Here is a 19,194-nt window from a genome sequence, read left to right on the forward strand (position 1 = left end):
GGTGGCCCGTCCGCAGCCGGGGCGATCAGTAGCGGTAATGATCAGCCTTGTACGGGCCTTCAACCGGTACGCCAATATAGGCGGCCTGGTCGGGGCGCAGCACGCTGAGCTGTGCATTGAGTTTCTTCAGTTGCAGGCGTGCGACCTTTTCGTCCAGATGCTTGGGCAGAGTGTACACGCCGACAGGGTAGTCACCCGTGCGAGTATAAAGTTCGATCTGGGCGATGGTCTGGTTGGCGAAGCTCGACGACATCACATAGCTCGGGTGGCCCGTGCCGCAGCCGAGGTTCACCAGGCGACCCTTGGCGAGCAGAATGATGCGCTTGCCGTCGGGGAAGATCACGTGATCGACCTGGGGCTTGATCTCTTCCCATTCGTACTGCTCGAGCGAGGCAACATCGATTTCGTTGTCGAAGTGTCCGATGTTGCACACGATGGCCTGGTCCTTCATCGCAGCCATGTGTTCATGGGTGATGACGTTGAAGTTGCCCGTGGTCGTCACGAAGATGTCTGCCTTGTCCGCAGCGTACTCCATGGTGACGACGCGGTAGCCTTCCATCGCAGCCTGCAGGGCGCAGATCGGGTCGATTTCGGTGATCCACACCTGAGCCGACAGTGCGCGCAGCGCCTGTGCCGAGCCCTTGCCCACGTCACCGTAACCGGCCACCAGGGCAACCTTGCCCGCGATCATCACGTCGGTCGCACGCTTGATGCCATCCACCAGCGACTCGCGGCAGCCGTAGAGGTTGTCGAACTTGGACTTGGTGACCGAGTCATTGACGTTGATCGCCGGGAACTTGAGTTCGCCGCGCTGATGCATCTGATACAGGCGATGAACGCCGGTGGTGGTTTCTTCGGTGACGCCCTTGATCTGTGCAAGACGGGTGGAGTACCACGTCGGGTCGGTGGCGAGCTTGGCCTTGATCGATGCGAAGAGGATGGTTTCCTCTTCCGACGTCGGCTTGGCGATGACCGAAATGTCCTTCTCGGCCCGCGCACCCAGGTGCAGCAGCAGGGTGGCATCGCCGCCATCGTCGAGGATCATGTTCGAGTAGCCGCCGTCGGCCCATTCGAAGATGCGGTGGGTGTAATCCCAGTAATCGCTCAGCGACTCGCCCTTGACCGCGAACACCGGAATGTTCTGTGCAGCGATGGCTGCAGCGGCGTGGTCCTGGGTCGAGAAGATGTTGCACGAGGCCCAGCGCACTTCGGCGCCGAGTGCGGTCAGGGTCTCGATCAGCACCGCGGTCTGGATGGTCATGTGCAGCGAACCGGTGATGCGTGCGCCCTTCAGGGGCTGGGCGGCAGCGTATTCGTCGCGGATCGCCATCAGACCGGGCATTTCGGTCTCGGCGATACGGATTTCCTTGCGGCCCCAGTCGGCCAGCGTCAGGTCGGCAATAACGTAATCGTTGAATTCAGCCACAGCGTTCATGTGAAGCTCCATGCTATGGCCGGGAGGGAAAGAGGACGGCGTTTAGCTCACCCATCATCCCGAACCCGGCAGGGTTTGAGAGAAAAGACCAGGGTGAGCGCCGTTTCACACGCCCGCCCGGGGAGGGCGGGTTCCGAGCCTGGGGCTGTCGCAATGAATGCGGACAGTGCCTTGCAGCGCTCCTCGGAATACTTCGAATTATAGCGATCCCGCACAGTTTGCGGAATGCCTGCTACCGATCTGATGCAGCTTTCCCGTTGTGACGGACGATGCTGACGACCAGTGTGATCACCGTCAGCGGCATCACATAGCCAAGCATGACGCCCGAAAAGGCCTCCAGTCCGGCGTGATGCTGTGCGGCGAGGATCAGCCACGCGGTATAGGCCGCGTAATAGCCGAGAAACAAGATGCCTTCCCAGCGCGCAATTTCCCGCCCGGTGATCAGGATCGGCAGGCAGGCGAACGCTACGGCGAGCATGACCCACAGATCGAAGTGACGGGCAGCCTCGGAAACCGGAAGCCCTGCGGGTGCCACCAGTCCGGTGACGCCCAGCACGGCACAGATGTTGAAAACGTTGCTGCCCACCACGTTGCCGACCGCGATGTCACGCTGACCGCGCAGTGCGGCGACGATGGAGGTGGCGATCTCGGGCATCGAGGTGCCGATGGCGACGACGGTGAGGCCGATCACCAGGTCGCTGACACCGAAGGCGCGTGCAAAGACGACCGCAGAGTCGACCAGCCATCCGGCGCCGAGTACCAGCATGACAAGGCCGGCGACCACCAGCGCAGTCTGCACTGCCCAGTGGCTGTCCCATTGCGAGGTCGGAATGTCTTCAGCGAAATCCTCGCTCATCGCGGCCGAGCCCTTGCGCGACTGCCGCACCAGAAACACCGTGTAGGCGATCACCAGACCGAACAGCGTCGCCGCTTCGATGCGGTTGATGGAGCCGTCGAGCGCCATCACCAGCAGCAGCACCGAGGCGCCGATCATGATCGGAATCTCCTGCCGGATGATCTGCTCTGCCACCAGCAGTGGCGCGATGACCGCTGCGATGCCGAGGATCAGCAGGACGTTCGCAATGTTGCTGCCCACCACGTTGCCGATGGCGATGTCAGGGTTGCCGTTGAGTGCCGAGCCAACCGAAACCGCCATCTCCGGCGCACTGGTCCCGAAGGCGACAACCGTCAGACCGACGACGAGCGGCGAGATGCCAAAGGAGACCGCCAGTCGCGACGCTCCGCGCACGAGGAGTTCGGCGCCGATGACGAGGGTGACCAGACCAAGGAGGAACAGCAGGGCTTGCTCGAGCATTGAGGGCTTGATGAATGTTGAACTGTTTCAGAGTACATCCGGTCGGCACGGTTCCCGCATCGTGCGGAACCCGTGCCGACCGCTGTGCCGGCGCCAGCCTGTGGCCGGCGCCGTGGTGCATCAGAGGCCGGCGTCGGCGCGCAGTGCGGCAGCCTTGTCGGTCTGCTCCCAGGTGAACTCGGGTTCGTCGCGGCCAAAGTGACCGTAAGCAGCCGTCTTGGCGTAGATCGGACGCAGCAGGTCGAGGGTCTGGATGATGGCCTTCGGACGCAGGTCGAAGTGAGCACGGATCAGATCAACGATTTTCGCGTCGCTGATCTTGCCGGTGCCGAAGGTGTTGACCATGAGCGAAACCGGCTTTGCGACGCCGATGGCGTAGGCAACCTGAACTTCGCACTTGTCGGCGAGGCCCGCAGCGACGACGTTCTTGGCCACATAACGACCTGCATAGGCGGCCGAGCGGTCGACCTTGGACGGATCCTTGCCCGAAAACGCGCCGCCGCCGTGGTGAGCAGCGCCGCCGTAGGTGTCGACGATGATCTTGCGACCGGTCAGGCCGCAGTCGCCGTGCGGGCCACCGATGACGAAACGGCCGGTCGGGTTGATGAGATAGCGCACTTCGCCCTGCAGCAGTTCCTTGGGCAGCACCGGCTTGATGACTTCCTCGATGATGGCCTCGGAAATCTGAGCGTGCGACACCTCGGGGCTGTGCTGGGTCGAGACCACGACGGTGTCGATGCCCACCGGCTTGCCGTCGACATACTTGACCGTGAGCTGGCTCTTGGCGTCGGGGCGCAGCCACGGCAGGCGGCCATCCTTACGCACTTCGGCCTGACGCTGCATGATGCGGTGCGCGTAGTAGATCGGCAGCGGCATCAGGCTGGCGGTTTCGTTGCACGCATAGCCGAACATCAGGCCCTGGTCGCCCGCGCCCTGGTCGAGGTCGATTCCTTCGCCTTCATTCACGCCCTGCGCGATGTCGGAGGACTGGCGGTTGATGGCGGTGAGGATGGCGCACGACTTGTAGTCGAAGCCGATGTCGGAGCTGTCGTAGCCGATGCGACGCACCACATCCTGTGCGATTTCGCGATAATTGGGGTGGGCGCTGGTGGTGATTTCGCCCGAAATGACGACCAGGCCGGTGGAGACCAGGGTCTCGCAGGCGACGCGGGCGTGTGGGTCTTCGGTGAGGATGGCGTCGAGCACGCCGTCCGAGATCTGATCCGCAACCTTGTCGGGGTGACCTTCGGAAACCGATTCCGAGGTGAAGAGGAATTCTGCTGCCATGACTGCTCCTGAAAAACAAAAATCCCCGTTTCCTGGCGTTACGGCCAGCTCCGGGGATTTCATCGAGCAGCCGACGCTTTAGCAGAATTTTTGGGTCACGCGATTGTTGCGGTGACGGCCGCCCTGCAAGTTGTCGAGTTAACTCGGCGGCTGAGGCACAATTATAGACTGTGTTTGTCTCAGGTCAATCTGTCACCGGATCGGAACCGCGAAAACTATCGTGATTGTCAATCTCCTTTTTCGCGTGCTTGCGCGCTTCCCGCTGTCCCTGCTGCACCTCTTCGGTGGTTGGGCGGGCTGGATTGCCTACGCCGCGTCACCGTCCTATCGCCGCCGCGTGCGACGCCATCTGGCTCAGGCCGTCGGTGATGTCGATCCCGCGGTGCTGCATTCCGCGATCGCCGAGGCGGGCCGGCAGGCCTTCGAGCTGCCGTGGCTGTGGCTGCGTCCGGCCGAGGAAGTGGTGGCCAAGGTGAAGCGGGTGGAAGGCTGGGAGCTCGTTGATGCGGCCCACCGCGAGGGTGCGGGCATCGTGTTCATGACGCCGCATCTGGGCTGTTTCGAAGTCACCGCGCAGTACATCGCCTCGCTGACGCCAATTACCGTGCTTTACCGCCCGCCACGCAATGCTGCGCTCGAGCCCCTGATGCAGGCCGGACGCGTACGCGGTCAGATGAAGACAGCGCCGGCAGATCTGTCGGGGGTGCGCCGGCTGGTGAAAACCCTGCGCAGTCACGAAGCGATCGGCATGCTGCCAGACCAGGTGCCGGGTGCCGGCGAAGGTGCGTGGGCGGATTTCTTTGGCCGACCCGCGTGGACGATGACGCTGGCGGCGCGCCTGGCAGAGGTCAAGGGCGTGCATGTGATCTATTGCTGGGCCGAGCGTTTGCCGCACGGCGAGGGCTATGTGTTCAGGCTGTCTGCGCCTGTCGAGCCACTCGAAGGGGATCTGCCCGCACGTGTGGCAACGATGAACCGGGAGATCGAACGCGTCATCCTGAAGTGCCCCGGCCAGTACATGTGGGGCTACAACCGCTACAAGAAGCCGCGTACAGGGCGTGAAGCGGCAGCAGGTTCCGAGGCGTGATGAGCCGTCTCGGCGTGGCGGTATTCTGGCTGCTGCACTGGCTGCCGCTTGCGGTGCTGGCGCGACTGGGCGAGGCGCTGGGGCTGCTGCTTCATGTGTTTGCCTTGCCGCGCCGGCATGTGGTGGATACCAATCTGAAGCTGTGCTTTCCCGAACTTGATGCGCGGCAGCGGCGTCAGCTCTCGCGTCGTCATTTTCGTACAGTGGGGCGCAGCCTGCTCGAGCGCGGCCTGTTGTGGTGGGGCAGCCGCGAGCGTCTCGAGCGCATCGTCAGAATCGAGGGCGGCGACCGTGTGCGGGCACTGCAGGCGGCGGGGACGCCGGTCATCCTGCTTGCCCCCCATTTTGTCGGACTCGACATGGGCGGGACGCGGGTGACGATGGACTTCGATATCGTCAGTGTCTATGCGCGCCAGAAGAAGAATCCGGTGCTCGATCGCTGGCTTTATCATGGCCGCAGCCGGTTTGGCGATCAGCTGCTGCTCGCGCGGCAGGATGGCGTGCGCAGCTCGGTGAAGGCGATGAAGGCCGGGCGCCCGTTCTACTACCTGCCGGACATGGATTACGGTCGGCGCGATGCGATCTTTGTCCCCTTTTTCGGTGTGCCGGCGGCTACCATCACCGGACTGCCGCGGCTTGCCCGCGTGGCCGGCGCAGCGGTGCTGCCCTGTGTCACGAAGATGTTGCCCGGCGGCGCCGGCTACGTCGTCGAGATCGGCGAGGCATGGTCCGACTTTCCGAGCGCGGATGTCGAGGCCGACACGCTGCGCATGAACGAGTGGATCGAGTCGGTCGTGCGCACGATGCCGGAGCAGTACTACTGGGTGCACAGGCGGTTCAAGACGCGCCCCGTGGGCGAGGCCAAGCTCTACTGATCTGCTGCAGGCGCGTCGGCGTCCGCGAGATGGCGCAGGACCACGGGAAAGGCGGCGCTGCCGAGTAGGGCAATCGCAGAGACGATGAGCGCAATTGCGGTGCCGCTTTCGGCAAGCACCGGATGCACATCGCTGAAGTCTCCCGCCAGCAGCACCAGGCCGCCAAGCAGACAGGCAAGGCCGGGCAGGCCGAGCAACCATGCGGAAATCGGGAGAGCTGAGCGGCGTGGCGCTGGCGTATTGGTCATGTCCCGAATTCTCTCACGATGACGCGTGCTGGACGATACCCGGGTGCAGGAGGAGAATCCGGGCACGCTTTCCGCATTGATCAGAACTCCCATGAAACTGCGCTTTACCAAGATGCATGGCCTCGGCAACGACTTTGTCGTGATCGACGCAACCCGTGAACCGGTTGAACTCACTCCCGAGCGCGTCCGGGCGATCGCCGATCGCCATTTCGGCGTCGGTTGCGACCAGCTCCTGGTGGTCGAGCCGCCGAGCCGGCCGGCTGTCGATTTCCGCTACCGCATTTTCAATGCCGACGGCGGCGAAGTCGAACAATGCGGCAACGGCGCACGCTGCTTCGTGCGCTTCGTATACGACAAAAAACTGACCGACAAGGCCGACATCAGCGTCGAGACCCGCTCCGGCATCATTTCGCCGCGTTTGCGCGAGGATGGGCTGGTCACGGTCGATATGGGTGTGCCCGTCCTCACTTCTGCCGAGGTCCCCTTCGTCTCCGACTCCGACGCGATCGTGCAGCCACTCGAGGTGGGCGGCGACATGCTTGCGATCACGGCCGTATCGATGGGAAACCCGCACGCCGTTCAGGTCGTGGCCAACGTCGATGCGGCCCCGGTCGAAACCCAGGGGCCGCTGATCGAGCACCACCCGCGTTTTCCCGCGCGGGTGAATGCAGGCTTCGTGCAGGTGGTGGATGCGCACCGCATTCGCTTGCGCGTGTTTGAGCGCGGATCCGGGGAAACCCTGGCCTGCGGCACCGGGGCATGTGCCGCAGTGGCGGCGTCGATACTGCGCGAACTGGTTGTTTCGCCGGTGCGGGTGGAAACCCGTGGCGGTGAGCTTGAGATTGCCTGGGAAGGTCCAGGCACGCCGGTGCTGATGACTGGCCCGGCAGTAACGGTTTTTGAGGGCGAGATGAATCTCGTCTGATGTCTGGAGACATGCAACAGGGCTTGATGCCCGACAGGAGCTATTGCCGATGAATGCCGATGAAGTCGCACGCTATCTGCGCGACAACCCTGATTTTCTGTCCGACCATGGCGAGCTGTTCACCGAACTGACCGTGCCGCACCCGCAGCACGAAGGCCAGGCGATCTCGCTTGCGGAACGGCAGCTTCACGCCCTGCGCGACAAGATCCGCCTGCTGGAGGTCAAGCTTGCCGAACTGATTCGCTTTGGCGAGGAGAACGACGAGATCAGCGAAAAAGTGCATCGGCTGACCCTGTTGCTGCTCGAGGCGCACGGTTACGAAGGCGTCCGCCACGAACTTTTTTCCAGTATGCAGCAGGACTTCGCCATTCCTCATGTCGCGCTGCGAATCTGGAACAGCGTGCTGGCTCGCAGCGACGAGGACTTCGCGCCCGTTGGCGAAGGCGTGCGCCTGTTTGCGGGCGACCTCCGTCACCCGTATTGCGGTGCGCCGAGCAACATCGAAGTGCTGAGCTGGTTTGGCGAGTCGGCACCGCATGTGCGTTCCGTAGCCCTCATGCCGCTGCGTCGGCAGACTCAGGTGGTCGGTCTTCTGGCCCTGGGCAGTGAAGAGCCCGAGCGTTTCTACCCCGAGATGGGCACCCTGTATCTCGGCCGGATCGGTGAGCTTGCCGCCGCCGCGCTGCTCGGGGAGATCGGCTGAGCGCATGCCTGAGCCACTTGCCGCAGCGCTGGCACCGGTCTGGGTCGAAGGCTATCTGGGGTGGCTTGCGACCCAGCGCCGTGCCGCCGCGCTGACGCTGGAGAACTACCGTCGGGATCTGCTGCGCTTGCACAGCCTTGCACAGGGGCGCGACCCCGGTGCCCTGAGCGCGGCCGAGATTCGCCGCTTCGTGGGGCGCATGCATGCAGAAGGCCTGGGCGGGCGCTCGATTGCGCGCTGCCTGTCGGCCTGGCGCGGCCTGTATCGGTGGCTGATCCGCCACCATGGGCTCAAGCACAATCCGGTGGACGGTATTCGTGCACCAAAATCGCCGGCGACACTGCCGCGCGTGCTGTCTCCCGATCAGGCAAAGGCCTTGCTCGACGCCCCGGCCGACAGCCTGCTCGAGATTCGCGATCTGGCAATGTTCGAACTGTTCTACTCGTCAGGTCTGCGCCTGTCCGAACTCGCCGGGCTTGGACTCGATGATGCGAGCGATCTTGAGGGCGGCATGGTGACGGTGCGCGGCAAGCGCGGCAAGACGCGCAGCGTGCCGGTCGGCAGCCAGGCGGTCGAGGCGGTCAGGCAGTGGCTTGAGGTGCGCGGGCAGGTGCCGGTCGGCAGTCCGACCCTGTTCGTGACGCGTACGGGCGGACGAATGAGCCCGGGGGCGATTCGCAGCAGGCTCACCCTGAGAGCCGGTACGGTGGGCCTGGGCGTGCATGTCCATCCGCACATGCTGCGTCACAGTTTCGCCAGCCACGTGCTGCAGTCGAGCGGGGACCTGCGTGCGGTTCAGGAACTGCTCGGCCACGCCAGCATCCGGACCACCCAGGTCTACACGCACCTTGATTTTCAGCACCTCGCCAGGATCTATGATGCCGCTCATCCGCGGGCACGGAAGGCGAAGGAATAGGCTGTAGCGTTCCCCATTTTGGGTATCGATAAATGCTGATACTCATTCGCGATCGGCTATGCTGTCGTGCATCAATCAACAATAAATAATAAGCGGCGATGTGCGTACAAGGCACTGAGCCGCAAGCAAGGATGCTTATGACATCTGAACCTTTCGCCCCCGATGAGGCTTCCATGGATGCTGGAATCGAAGCTCCGCCCGCAGAGAAAATAAAAAAGCAGCGCATGCTCCGGGATGTTGCCCTGCTGCTTGCAAAGCATGAAGTCCGGAACATGAAGCGCTGGTTCGAAGAGTTCGATCGCGACATCATGCTGCCCATCCTGCTCGGCGAAATTGCATTGCACAATATCGGCACGCCAAGTTCAGGCGCCGTCGACGGCGAAGGCTTGCCTGAGTGCACGCTCAAGCCCTGTAATGCCTATTCGATTGCGGCGGCCACCGGCCTCCCGCGTGAGACCGTTCGCCGCAAGGTGGCACGGCTTGTCGAGCTCGGCTGGGTGTCCCGGCGCAAGAACGGCCACCTCTATGTGTCCTCGGGCGCTTTGCACCACTTTGGTCATCTGATGAGCTCACGCGAGCTTCCGGATCTGATCGATACCGCGGATCGCGCCCGGCGCCTGCTCGGCGACTGACGGTGGGTGCTGGCAGGGCGGTGGCGCAAGGAGGCTGGTAAGGGCTAAACTTGGCGCCCTTTTGCTGGATCATCATCCATGGCTCGCCTTCATCTACGTCCCGGCAGGGAACGCACCGTCCTTCGTCGTCATCCCTGGATTTTCGCCGGCTCTGTCGATCATCTCGAAGGCCGCGCCCGTCCGGGCGACACGGTCGATGTGGTCGCTGCCGACGGCAAGGTGGTGGCGCGTGCAGCGTGGTCGCCCGAGTCACAGATCCGTGCCCGGGTGTGGTCACTGGATGCCGAAGCGGCAATCGATCACGCCTTTTTCAAGCGCAAGGTCGCTGAATCCGTCGCCCGGCGCGAGACGCATCCCATGTTGCGCGGGCAGGACGGTCAGCGGCTGATCCACGGCGAATCCGATGGATTGCCGGGCGTGATCGCGGATCGCTACGGTTCCGTCGTTGTGCTGCAGCTCACCAGTGCCGGCTCCGACAAGTGGCGCGATGCCATCGTGGCCGGTCTGGTGCAGGCGACGGGCTGCGCCGCCGTCTATGAACGCTCGGATTCCGACGTGCGCAGGCTGGAAGGCCTGGAGCCGCGCGCCGGAATTGCCTTCGGCGAACTGCCTGCCGAGGGGCTGCAGATCGTCGAAAATGGCGTGCGGATGGAGGTCGATGTGGTCGGTGGCCACAAGACCGGCTTTTATCTTGATCAGCGCGACAACCGCAAGCTCACCGGCGATCTTGCCCATGGGCGGCGGGTACTGAACTGCTTTTGCTACACCGGCGGCTTCTCCCTGCAGGCGCTGGCGGGTGGGGCGAGCAGCGTGCTGTCGATCGATTCGTCCGGCCCCGCACTTGCCACCGCCGCACGCAATTTGGCGCTCAACCCGCAACTCGATGCCGCGCGTGCCGAATGGAGCGAGGATGATGTGTTCGAGGCACTGCGCGGTTTGCGTGCCGAAGAGCGCAGTTTTGACCTGATCATCCTCGATCCGCCCAAGTTTGCGCCGTCCGCGGCTCACGCCGAACGTGCCTCGCGCGCATACAAGGACATCAACCTGTTCGGCTTCCGCCTGCTGGCGCCGGGTGGCATCCTGATGACCTATTCCTGCTCCGGTGGCATCGGGCTGGAGATGTTCCAGAAGATCGTCGCCAGTGCGGCAAGTGATGCCGGCGTCGACGCTCGCATCCTGCATCGACTGGCCGCTGCACCCGACCATCCGGTCGGCCTGGCCGTGCCCGAAGGCGAGTACCTCAAGGGACTTGCGATTCAGATCGGCTGATTGCCCACACGGGCGGGGGCCGCGAAGGCGTGCTTCCGCTCAGCGCTGGATGCTGGCCGACGGGGCGCGATCCGGGTTCGGCACCAGGTCGGCGAGGTTGAAAGCCAGCGTGATCAGGCCGAGTGCCATGAGCACGAGGCCGAAGTAGATTTTTTGCATGGCGGCGCCGGGCAGGCGTCGCACCTCGGCGTAGAAATGGTGGCGCAGGAAGATCAGCGCCATCGCCGCCATCGCCAGCAGACCGCCACCGAGCACTCTCGAGGCGGTGGCGTCGAACTGGCGACCGAAGGCCGGGTCCCATCTGTCGGGCAGAAAGAATTCCGGTGCCTGCAGCAGCAGGTGCAGGCCGCCAACCAGACAGAGCGTGAGCATCAGCACCTGGAAGGTCCGCATCAGTCGCCACCGTCGCAGTCATCACTGCCGCAGGCACTGTCCGTGTCCCGCGCCGCATGCGCAGAAGCGCTGTTCGCCGCCTTTTCAGTCAGACGGCTCCCGCGAGCATGTTTCCTGCGGTCCTTCGGTTTGCGTGATGGGCGAGCCAGAAGGAGCAGGATCCCGATCGCGGATACGATTACAAGCAGGCCCGCTGCCATTTCGGCGCTTATTGTCCGAACAGGTCGCTGCCCGGCAGGCGCGGGGCGTTGAGGCCGAAATGCTGCCAGATCGAATGCGTTGCCATGCGACCGCGCGGGGTACGCTGCAGGTAGCCCTGCTGGATCAGGTAGGGCTCGATGACGTCTTCGATGGTGTCGGAGGATTCGCCGATCGCCGCGGCGATGTTGTCGAGGCCGACCGGGCCGCCACCGAACTTTTCCAGCATTGCCAGCAGCAGCTTGCGGTCCATCAGATCGAGTCCGAGCACGTCGACGTCGAGCATCACCAGCGCTGCGTCTGCGACCGCACTGGTGATGTCGCCGCCGGACTTCACCTCGGCATAGTCGCGCACCCGGCGCAGCAGGCGGTTGGCGATGCGGGGGGTGCCGCGCGCGCGCCGGGCGATCTCGAGCGCACCGGCGTCGTCGATGCTGACGTTGAGCAGCCGTGCGGAGCGACTGACGATGTAGGCAAGTTCGTCCGGCGTGTAGAACTCGAGCCTGGAGACGATGCCGAAGCGGTCGCGCAAGGGGTTGGTGAGCATGCCCGCGCGGGTGGTTGCGCCCACCAGCGTGAACGGCGGCAGGTCGAGCTTGACCGAGCGTGCGGCCGGGCCTTCGCCGATCATGATGTCGATCTGGAAGTCTTCCAGCGCGGGATAGAGGATTTCCTCGACCACTGGTGACAGGCGGTGAATTTCATCGATGAAGAGGACGTCGTGCGGCTCGAGGTTTGTGAGCAGGGCGGCGAGGTCACCCGCGCGCTCCAGCACGGGCCCGGAGGTCTGCCGCATATTGACGCCCATCTCGGCAGCGACGATATGGGCCAGCGTGGTCTTGCCCAGACCCGGCGGGCCGAACAGCAGGACGTGGTCGAGCGCCTCCTTGCGGTTGCGCGCAGCTTCGATGAAGATCTCCAGCTGCTCGCGGATCTTCGCCTGTCCGACGTACTCGGCCAGTCGCTTGGGGCGCAGGGCACGCTCGATGGCGTCTTCCTTGCGGTCGGTGGGCTCCGCGGAGATCAGCCTTTCGGGTGCGGCCGAGCGCAGCTTGTCAGTTTCGATCATGGCGAGAGTTTAGCGACTTGGCGACAGGCTGTGCGGAGCAATGCTCATGCCTTCGACAGCAGCTTGAGTGCGGCTCGGATGCCGTCCGACACACCGATGTCCTCGCCCAGCCCCTTCATGGCGCCAAGGGCCTCGCGTTCGTTGTAGCCCAGTGCCAGCAGCGCGTTGAGAATATCGCTCTTCGCGTCCGGTGCGGCGTCGACGCCCGCGGCAAGGCGAATGCCGCCAGCGTTGGGCAGGGCCTTGCCGAGCTTGTCGCGCAACTCGAGCAGCAGGCGTTCGGCGGTCTTCTTGCCGATGCCGGGAATCTTCACCAGGCGGCCTGCCTCCTGCAGCGCGATCGCCTGGGCGAGATCGCTGACCGACAGACCGGACAGCACCGCCAGCGCCATGCGTGCGCCAATGCCGGAAATCTTCAGCAGCTGGCGGAAGGCGGTGCGCTCTTCGTCGGTGGCAAAGCCGTACAGGAAGTGACCGTCCTCGCGCACCGCAAGGTGGGTGTGCAGGCTGACCCGCTCGCCTGTCGCCGGCAGGTTGTAGAAGGTGCTCATGGGCACGTCGACTTCATAGCCGACGCCGTTGGCATCAACCAGAATCTGGGGTGGGTTCTTTTCCAGCAGCGTGCCGGTGATGCGTCCGATCATCAGTAGGGCTCCGGGTGCCGCTGCCTGTCTGTTGAACGGCTGCGGCGGGTTTCGGGTGGGGTCAGTCGGCCAGGCGGCGGGCGACTTCGTGGAGGTCGTTCATCACCGTGATGCCACGCGCCAGTACATCCTCTGCGGGGGACAGAAGGTCGGGCACCATCACCACCTGGGCGCCTGAAGCCAGTCCGCCGCGCACGCCGGTGTTCGAGTCCTCGAGGACCAGGCAATGCGCTATCGGCGTCTCAAGCAGGGCCGCCGCGGCCAGATAGATGTCGGGTGCCGGTTTGCCGTTACGCACTTCATCGCCGCCGATTACGCCCTTCAGCCGGTGCAGGATGCCGACGCCTTCGAGCTTGGGCAGTGCCCGGCTGCGCCGGGTGGAGGTGGCGACCGCGCCCGGCAGTCCGCGCAGCGCGAGCTGGTCGAGGAGTTCGGGAACGCCCGGCTTGAGCGGGAAGCGGCCGTCGACGATGGCTTGCTCGTAACGGCGGCCAAACTCGGCCTGGTGTTCGTCGATCGGGAAGCTCGGGCCAAAGGCGTCCTGCAGCAGGCGGTAGCCGTCGCGCGAATTCATGCCGATCATGCGCATCGCAACTTCATGATCCCAGGGCAGTCCGAGGTGCTCGCTTGCTTCACGGCCGATTGCGTAGGCGATGCGCTCGGAGTCGAGCAGGAGTCCGTCCATGTCGAAGATGATGGCGCGGACGGGGCGGGGGTCGAAGGCGGTCATGCGGAGATTCCGGATTGGGCGAAGGCGAGCGTGGCAGCAAGCAGCAGGCCATGCACGTTGGTCGCAAGGATGGTGCGCTTGATCGGGGCGGCAAGCTCGTCGGGCGTGCTCGCATCGGCGATGAGCTCGCGCGCTGAGGTGAATGAGAGGATCAGCGTCATCGCGGCGGCAGCCGCGTATTGCGGCAGCGCATGAATCGTCACCATTGCTACCAGCCAGGTGTAGGAAAGGATTGCGATCAGCAGGTAGCCCCACTTGGCGACCTGCGGGCCGAGGCGGACGACGAGGGTACGTTTACCCGCGGCGGCATCGCCGTCGTGATCGGGGAACTGGTTGATGAACAGGAGGTTTGCCACCAGCAGGGCATAGGACACGCCCGCTGCAAACGGCAGCAGGCTGAAGCTGCCGCGCTGCACGTAATCGGTGCCGACCACCACCGCGAGCCAGCCCAGCGCGATCGCCAGTTCGCCCAGACCCCGGCTCATCAGTTTCAGTGGCGGCGCGGAGTAGGCCCAGCCGACGAAGAGCCCCGCGATGCCGATGACGATCAGCCCCGCGCCGGCTTGCCAGGTCAGCCACAGGCCGGCTGGCACGACTGCAGCCAGAAGGGCATAGCCGAAGCGGCCGGTCTCGGCCGCGCTCAGCACGCCGTTCTGGATGAAGCGGCTGCCGCCGGTGAAGGGAAACAGCCGCTTGGTGTTCGCCGCGTCTGCACCACTCTCGGCGTCGTGATAATCGTTGATGACATTGACCCCGGCATGCGCGACGAGGGCGAAGAGCAGGGTGAAGACTGCGGTCATCCAGTCGATGGATGCGCCGCTGCGGTGCGCGCAGGCCAGCCCGATCAGGCATGCGACCAGGGTGACCGACAGAAACGCCGGGCGGGTGGCAAGAAAGAGCAGGACCGCGCGGTTCGGAAACGCGCCCGGTGCGGGTTCGGCGGGGTGGCTCACAGCAGCACGATGTCGAATTGTTCCTGGGTGTAGCTCGCCTCGGGGTGGAGCGAGACCTTCTTGCCGATGAAGTCGGACAGCATCGCCAGCGACTGGCTCTCTTCGTCGAGGAAGAGGTCGATCACATTGGGTGCGGCAAGGACGCGGAACTCCTTCGCGTTGAACTGGCGTGCCTCGCGCAGCAGTTCGCGCAGGATCTCGTAGCAGGCCGTGCGCGCGGTCTTCACTTCGCCGCGGCCGCCACAGGTCGGGCAGGACTCGCACAGCAGGTGCGCGAGCGACTCGCGGGTGCGCTTGCGCGTCATCTCGACCAGACCGAGCGCGGTAAAGCCGTTGATGCTCATCTTGGTGTGGTCGCGGGCGAGCGCCTTGCGGAACTCGTCGAGCACCATCTCGCGGTGTTCGACGTTCTCCATGTCGATGAAATCGATGATGATGATGCCGCCGAGGTTGCGCAGCCTGAGCTGGCGCGCAATGGTCTGCGTGGCTTCAAGGTTGGTCTTGAAGATGGTGTCGTCGAAGTTGCGCGCACCGACGAAGCCGCCGGTGTTCACGTCGACCGTGGTCATGGCCTCGGTCTGGTCGATGATGAGGTAGCCGCCCGACTTGAGGTCGACCCGGCGCGCAAGCGCCTTCTGGATTTCCTCCTCGACGTTGAAGATGTCGAACAGCGGTCGCTCGCCGGTGTAGTGCTCGAGCAGTGGCAGCACCTTGGGCGAGTACTCTGCAGCAAAGGCGGTGAGCTTCTGGAAGTTCTCCCGCGAGTCGACACGGATACGGGTGGTCTCTTCGTTGACGAGGTCGCGCAGCACCCGCTGTCCGAGGCCGAGGTCTTCATGCAGCAGTCGCGGCGGGAAGGCGCCGACGGTGGTGTTGCGGATCTCGCTCCACAGCTTGCGCAGGTAGGCGATGTCGGCGGCAAGCTCCTCGTCGCTGGCGGATTCCGCCATGGTGCGCACGATGAAACCACCGGGCTCGTCGTCGGGGACGAGGCGGGTCAGGCGTTCGCGCAACTGTTCGCGCTCGGATTCGTCCTCGATCCGCTGCGAGATGCCGATGTGCTTTTCCTGCGGCAGATACACGAGCAGGCGCCCGGCCAGGCTCACCTGAGTCGAAAGGCGTGCGCCCTTGGTGCCGATCGGATCCTTCAGGACCTGGACCAGCAGGCTCTGACCCTCGTTCAGGATCTTCTCGATCGGCTTGGCCGCTTCGCCATGCTGGCGCTCGCTCCAGATGTCGGCAACGTGGAGAAAGGCGGTGCGCTCGAGGCCGATCTCGATGAAGGCGGACTGCATGCCCGGCAGTACGCGTACCACCTTGCCCAGGTAGACGTTACCGACGATGCCGCGGCTGGCTGTACGCTCGACGTGCAACTCCTGCACCACGCCCTGCTCGACGATGGCGACCCGCGTCTCCTGTGGGGTGAAGTTGATCAGGAATTCGATGCTCATGATGGATTGAACCCAATGGGAAATACGCAATGGCAGTCGGGCTGTCTGCCATTGCGCATGGCTCATCGGATCACGCCGGCTCCCGCCTGTGGCCGGGAGAGGCCGGCTGACAGGGGGCGCTACAGCAAGCGGGAAAGCTTACAGAGGGTAACCGAAGACTTCCAGCAACTCGGCAGTTTCGAACAGCGGCAGCCCCATGATGCCGGAGTAGCTGCCGTGGATCTCGCGGATGAACATCGCTGCCCGGCCCTGGATGCCGTATGCGCCGGCCTTGTCCATGGGCTCTCCGCTCGCCACGTAATGACGGATGTCGGCTTCGGAGAGTTCCCGGAAGCTTACCTCGCTGCTGGAGATGCGGCTGCGTGTGCGCACGCCGTCGGTGACGGCAATCGCGGTGAGCACGCGGTGGGTGCGCCCGGACAGGCGCTGGAGGATGGCGCGGGCGTCTTCCGCGCTCTCCGGCTTGCCGATGATCTCGCCGTCGAGCTCAAGCGTGGTGTCGGCGGCGAGCACCGGATGTCGCGTCATCTTGCGCCACATCACCCGACGCATGCCGGCCTCTGCCTTGGTCAGCGCCAGGCGTTCGACGTAGCGTTCGACATCTTCGTCAGGGAGCGGTGTCTCGTCGACGTCGGCGTCCTCGCCGCGCTCGCCACCGCGAAAGGTCATGACGTCGAACTGCACGCCGATCTGTCGCAACAGTTCGCGACGGCGCGGACTTTTCGACGCGAGGTAGATGCGGGGCGGGATGGCGGACATGGGACGGTTCCTGGTGGTTCGCTCATTCGCGATGATAAGGATGATTCCGGGTGATGCTCCAGGCCCGGTAAAGGGCTTCAGCCAGAAGGGGGCGCACCAGCGCGTGGGGCAGGGTGAGACTGGACAGGCGCACGGATTCGGCTGCGGTCGCCTTGAAGGCCGGAGACAGGCCGTCCGGCCCGCCCACAATCAGCGCCACGTCCTGGCCTTCGCCCTGCCAGTCTTCCAGCCGACGGGCCAGCGCCATGCTGCTGAGGTCTGCACCGCGTTCGTCGAGGATGACCCTGCGGCAGCGCGGCGGCAGTGCGGCCTCAAGCCGTGTCGCTTCTGCGGCCATCATGGCCTCGACCGTCTTGCCCGAGGTACGCGGTTCTGCCTTGATTTCGACCAGTTGCAGCGGCAGTTCGCGCGGCATGCGGCGCGCGAACTCGTCGAAACCGGCCTCCACCCAAGAGGGCATGCGGTGGCCGACGGCAACGACGAGCAACTTCACTTATTCCCCGCTGCGTGCGGCCTCGGCGGCCTTGCGTCTTGCAGCGGGCGTGGTGGCCCACAGTTCTTCGATGTTGTAGTGGCTGCGAATGGCGGGCTGCATGATGTGGACGACAACATCGCCCAGATCGACCAGCACCCATTCGCCGGTTTCCTCGCCCTCGACGCCGATGACTTCGCCGCCCGCTTCCTTGACCTTGTTCTGCACGTTGCGTGCGAGTGCGCGCGTCTGGCGGTTGGATTCGCCGCTGGCGACGACGATGCGTTCGAACTGGGCAGTGAGCTTGGCGGTATTGATGACTTCGATGTTCTGCGCCTTGATGTCTTCGAGCGCGGCAACGACGAGCTTTTCCAGCTGGGATGTGTTCATTCGTGATTATCGTAAAGGTGATGCAGCCCAATATAGTCGAGAACGGAATCGGGCAGCAAATAGCGCGGACTGGTACCGGTACGGACCAGGTCGCGGATGAGTGAAGCAGAAATGGCCAGGGGCGTCATGTCGAACGGGATCACGTAACCGCAACTGCGCTCGCGCAGGTGCGCGGGATCGGTGATCTGGCGCTGCTGGCAGGCCTCGTCGAGTTCGGGGGACAGGGCGCCCGGCCAGCGTCGGCCGTGGGGTGCGTAGCCCGGACGGTTGGCAACGGCGATGTGGGTGAGCTCGAACAGCTCCGTCCAGCGGTGCCATGTCGGAAGGCCCTGGAAGGCATCGGCGCCAAGTATCAGCACCAGCGGCCGCTCGGGGCCCACTTCTGCACGCAAGCGCTCGAGGGTGAGCACCGTGTAGCTCTTGCGAGGCGAACGGACCTCGCCGTCGTCTACCTCCAGGCGCGGGTTTCCGCTCACCGCAAGGCGTGCCATGTGCAGGCGGTCGTCGGGTGTCGAGCCCGGTTCGCCGCGGTGCGGTGGCTGACCCGCGGGGATCAGTCTGACCTTGTCCAGTGCGAGCGCTTCGCACGCCTCTTCGGCGAGCCGAAGGTGGGCCAGATGGATGGGGTCGAAAGTCCCTCCCAGCAGACCGAGCGGGCCAGGTCGGGCGCTGCTACTTGTCAATGATGACCTCGTCAGGCAGGCCAAAAACATCGCGCGCCGAGGTGAAGAAGCTGGCAAAGACGACCGGAATCAGAATCAGCGGCAAGGGCACGGTGAGGATGGTTGCGAGCGTCGGAGACAGCAGCCCGATCACCCCGATCACGATGCCGGGTATGAACGCGCCGAAGATCATCAGGCCGATGGCATAGGCGAGAAACGGGCGCCAGTTGCGCAGGCAGGCATGGAAGCTGAAGAACATCGCCTTGGGCGCGGTGATGTTCCACCAGCCTGCCAGCACCGGCGCGAACCAGTAGGCCATGACCACCGGTGTGGACAGTGCGACGGCAAGCAGCATGGCGAGAGGCAGGGATGAGTCGGTGATGGCTGCGTCATCCACGTTTCCCCCTGTCATCACGGCGAACAGGCCGCCGCCATCGGCCAGCGCAGTCAGCGCCAGTACCAGGACGCTGGCGATGAGATAGATGCCGCCGATGGTGACCAGGCTCTGCACGTTGCTCTTGAAGCCTGAGAACAGGACGTCCGGGCCGACCTTGCGCCCGGCCGCGACGGCGCGGTAACCGTTGAGCACGCCGAGTGACAGGATCGGCATCAGCAGCGAAGCGGCTGGCTGGCCGATGAGCGGAAAAATGCTGATCACCAGCAGCACCAGCAGATAGCCGAATGCGAGAAAGCTCAGCAGGGCAGGGCTGCGAAGCCAGAGCGTCAGGCCGTCGCGCAGCCAGCCCCAGCCGCGCTGCATGGGAAGTTGATTCGCTTGCAT

General features: G+C 64.3%; 22 protein-coding genes and 1 riboswitch. Of the genes, 7 read left to right on the forward strand and 15 right to left on the reverse strand.

All coding sequences use genetic code 11. From position 1 onward, the window contains the following. Positions 1–25: 25 nt before the first annotated feature. From ahcY to metK, 3 genes are all read right to left on the reverse strand, one after another. Positions 26–1,435, reverse strand: coding sequence for an adenosylhomocysteinase (ahcY, locus tag CEW87_RS11515; RefSeq protein ID WP_108973132.1), 1,410 nt, complete (start codon positions 1,433–1,435; stop codon positions 26–28). An 88-nt stretch (positions 1,436–1,523) separates the two neighbouring features. Further along, positions 1,524–1,626, reverse strand: a riboswitch (S-adenosyl-L-homocysteine riboswitch). Between the two features lie 41 nt (positions 1,627–1,667). Further along, the gene (locus CEW87_RS11520) at positions 1,668–2,750 is read right to left on the reverse strand and encodes a calcium/sodium antiporter (protein WP_108973134.1); all 1,083 of its coding nucleotides are present in this window, start codon (positions 2,748–2,750) and stop codon (positions 1,668–1,670) included. A gap of 120 nt (positions 2,751–2,870) precedes the next feature. Beyond that, entirely contained in the window at positions 2,871–4,037 is a 1,167-nt protein-coding gene (metK, locus tag CEW87_RS11525; RefSeq protein WP_108973136.1) for a methionine adenosyltransferase, read from the reverse strand. A 220-nt stretch (positions 4,038–4,257) separates the two neighbouring features. Here metK and CEW87_RS11530 point away from each other — a divergent pair, with 220 nt between their 5' ends. Together CEW87_RS11530 and CEW87_RS11535 are read left to right on the forward strand one after the other, a co-directional pair. Next, positions 4,258–5,124: a lysophospholipid acyltransferase family protein gene (locus CEW87_RS11530; protein WP_108973138.1), complete on the forward strand. Its 867-nt coding sequence runs from the start codon at positions 4,258–4,260 to the stop codon at positions 5,122–5,124. After that, positions 5,124–5,999: a lysophospholipid acyltransferase family protein gene (locus CEW87_RS11535; RefSeq protein WP_108973140.1), complete on the forward strand. Its 876-nt coding sequence runs from the start codon at positions 5,124–5,126 to the stop codon at positions 5,997–5,999. Before CEW87_RS11530 ends, CEW87_RS11535 begins: the two co-directional genes overlap by 1 nt. On the opposite strand, the gene CEW87_RS11540 is transcribed toward CEW87_RS11535, so the two are convergent. Next, positions 5,993–6,247: a hypothetical protein gene (locus CEW87_RS11540; RefSeq protein ID WP_159098152.1), complete on the reverse strand. Its 255-nt coding sequence runs from the start codon at positions 6,245–6,247 to the stop codon at positions 5,993–5,995. The two genes, CEW87_RS11535 and CEW87_RS11540, sit on opposite strands and share 7 nt — an antisense overlap. Before the next feature lie 91 nt (positions 6,248–6,338). On the opposite strand from CEW87_RS11540, the gene dapF reads away from it, so the two are divergent. The 5 genes from dapF to CEW87_RS11565 all read left to right on the forward strand — a co-directional run bounded on the left by dapF (position 6,339) and on the right by CEW87_RS11565 (position 10,692). Beyond that, positions 6,339–7,172, forward strand: coding sequence for a diaminopimelate epimerase (gene dapF / locus CEW87_RS11545; protein WP_108973144.1), 834 nt, complete (start codon positions 6,339–6,341; stop codon positions 7,170–7,172). 49 nt (positions 7,173–7,221) lie between these two features. After that, positions 7,222–7,875 (forward strand): DUF484 family protein, encoded by a 654-nt coding sequence (locus CEW87_RS11550; RefSeq protein WP_108950884.1) that lies wholly within the window; start codon positions 7,222–7,224, stop codon positions 7,873–7,875. Positions 7,876–7,879: 4 nt separating this feature from the next. Continuing rightward, positions 7,880–8,791, forward strand: coding sequence for a tyrosine recombinase XerC (locus CEW87_RS11555; protein WP_108973146.1), 912 nt, complete (start codon positions 7,880–7,882; stop codon positions 8,789–8,791). A 224-nt stretch (positions 8,792–9,015) separates the two neighbouring features. After that, positions 9,016–9,423 carry a helix-turn-helix domain-containing protein gene (locus tag CEW87_RS11560; protein WP_332871673.1) on the forward strand — a complete coding sequence of 136 codons (408 nt, stop codon included), beginning with the start codon at positions 9,016–9,018 and terminating at the stop codon, positions 9,421–9,423. 78 nt (positions 9,424–9,501) lie between these two features. Beyond that, positions 9,502–10,692 carry a class I SAM-dependent rRNA methyltransferase gene (locus tag CEW87_RS11565; protein WP_108973150.1) on the forward strand — a complete coding sequence of 397 codons (1,191 nt, stop codon included), beginning with the start codon at positions 9,502–9,504 and terminating at the stop codon, positions 10,690–10,692. A 39-nt stretch (positions 10,693–10,731) separates the two neighbouring features. Here the strand turns inward: CEW87_RS11565 and CEW87_RS11570 are convergent, their stop codons facing one another. The 11 genes from CEW87_RS11570 to CEW87_RS11620 form a co-directional block, all read right to left on the reverse strand. Next, a complete protein-coding gene (locus CEW87_RS11570) occupies positions 10,732–11,085 on the reverse strand; it encodes a hypothetical protein (protein WP_108973152.1) in 354 nt (117 codons plus the stop codon). Positions 11,086–11,293: 208 nt separating this feature from the next. Further along, entirely contained in the window at positions 11,294–12,352 is a 1,059-nt protein-coding gene (gene ruvB, locus CEW87_RS11575; RefSeq protein ID WP_108973154.1) for a Holliday junction branch migration DNA helicase RuvB, read from the reverse strand. A gap of 44 nt (positions 12,353–12,396) precedes the next feature. After that, positions 12,397–12,996 carry a Holliday junction branch migration protein RuvA gene (gene ruvA / locus CEW87_RS11580; RefSeq protein ID WP_108973155.1) on the reverse strand — a complete coding sequence of 200 codons (600 nt, stop codon included), beginning with the start codon at positions 12,994–12,996 and terminating at the stop codon, positions 12,397–12,399. 61 nt (positions 12,997–13,057) lie between these two features. Further along, complete coding sequence (locus tag CEW87_RS11585) at positions 13,058–13,726, reverse strand: HAD family hydrolase (protein WP_108973157.1); 669 nt, start codon at positions 13,724–13,726, stop codon at positions 13,058–13,060. Then, on the reverse strand, positions 13,723–14,679 hold the full coding sequence (locus CEW87_RS11590) for a prenyltransferase (RefSeq protein ID WP_199917005.1): 957 nt from the start codon (positions 14,677–14,679) through the stop codon (positions 13,723–13,725). Before CEW87_RS11590 ends, CEW87_RS11585 begins: the two co-directional genes overlap by 4 nt. Then, positions 14,676–16,130, reverse strand: a complete 1,455-nt coding sequence (gene rng / locus CEW87_RS11595; protein ID WP_108950893.1) for a ribonuclease G — start codon at positions 16,128–16,130, stop codon at positions 14,676–14,678. Before rng ends, CEW87_RS11590 begins: the two co-directional genes overlap by 4 nt. A 138-nt stretch (positions 16,131–16,268) precedes the next feature. Next, on the reverse strand, positions 16,269–16,889 hold the full coding sequence (locus CEW87_RS11600; RefSeq protein ID WP_108950894.1) for a Maf family protein: 621 nt from the start codon (positions 16,887–16,889) through the stop codon (positions 16,269–16,271). A gap of 22 nt (positions 16,890–16,911) precedes the next feature. Beyond that, positions 16,912–17,382 (reverse strand): 23S rRNA (pseudouridine(1915)-N(3))-methyltransferase RlmH, encoded by a 471-nt coding sequence (gene rlmH / locus CEW87_RS11605; protein WP_108973159.1) that lies wholly within the window; start codon positions 17,380–17,382, stop codon positions 16,912–16,914. Then, the gene (gene rsfS, locus CEW87_RS11610; RefSeq protein ID WP_108950896.1) at positions 17,383–17,751 is read right to left on the reverse strand and encodes a ribosome silencing factor; all 369 of its coding nucleotides are present in this window, start codon (positions 17,749–17,751) and stop codon (positions 17,383–17,385) included. Further along, a complete protein-coding gene (gene nadD / locus CEW87_RS11615) occupies positions 17,748–18,464 on the reverse strand; it encodes a nicotinate-nucleotide adenylyltransferase (RefSeq protein WP_108973161.1) in 717 nt (238 codons plus the stop codon). The genes rsfS and nadD overlap by 4 nt, the downstream gene beginning before the upstream one ends. Further along, positions 18,424–19,194, reverse strand: coding sequence for a BPSS1780 family membrane protein (locus CEW87_RS11620; RefSeq protein WP_199917006.1), 771 nt, complete (start codon positions 19,192–19,194; stop codon positions 18,424–18,426). Before CEW87_RS11620 ends, nadD begins: the two co-directional genes overlap by 41 nt.

The organism is Parazoarcus communis, assembly GCF_003111665.1.
Taxonomy (GTDB): domain Bacteria; phylum Pseudomonadota; class Gammaproteobacteria; order Burkholderiales; family Rhodocyclaceae; genus Parazoarcus; species Parazoarcus communis_B.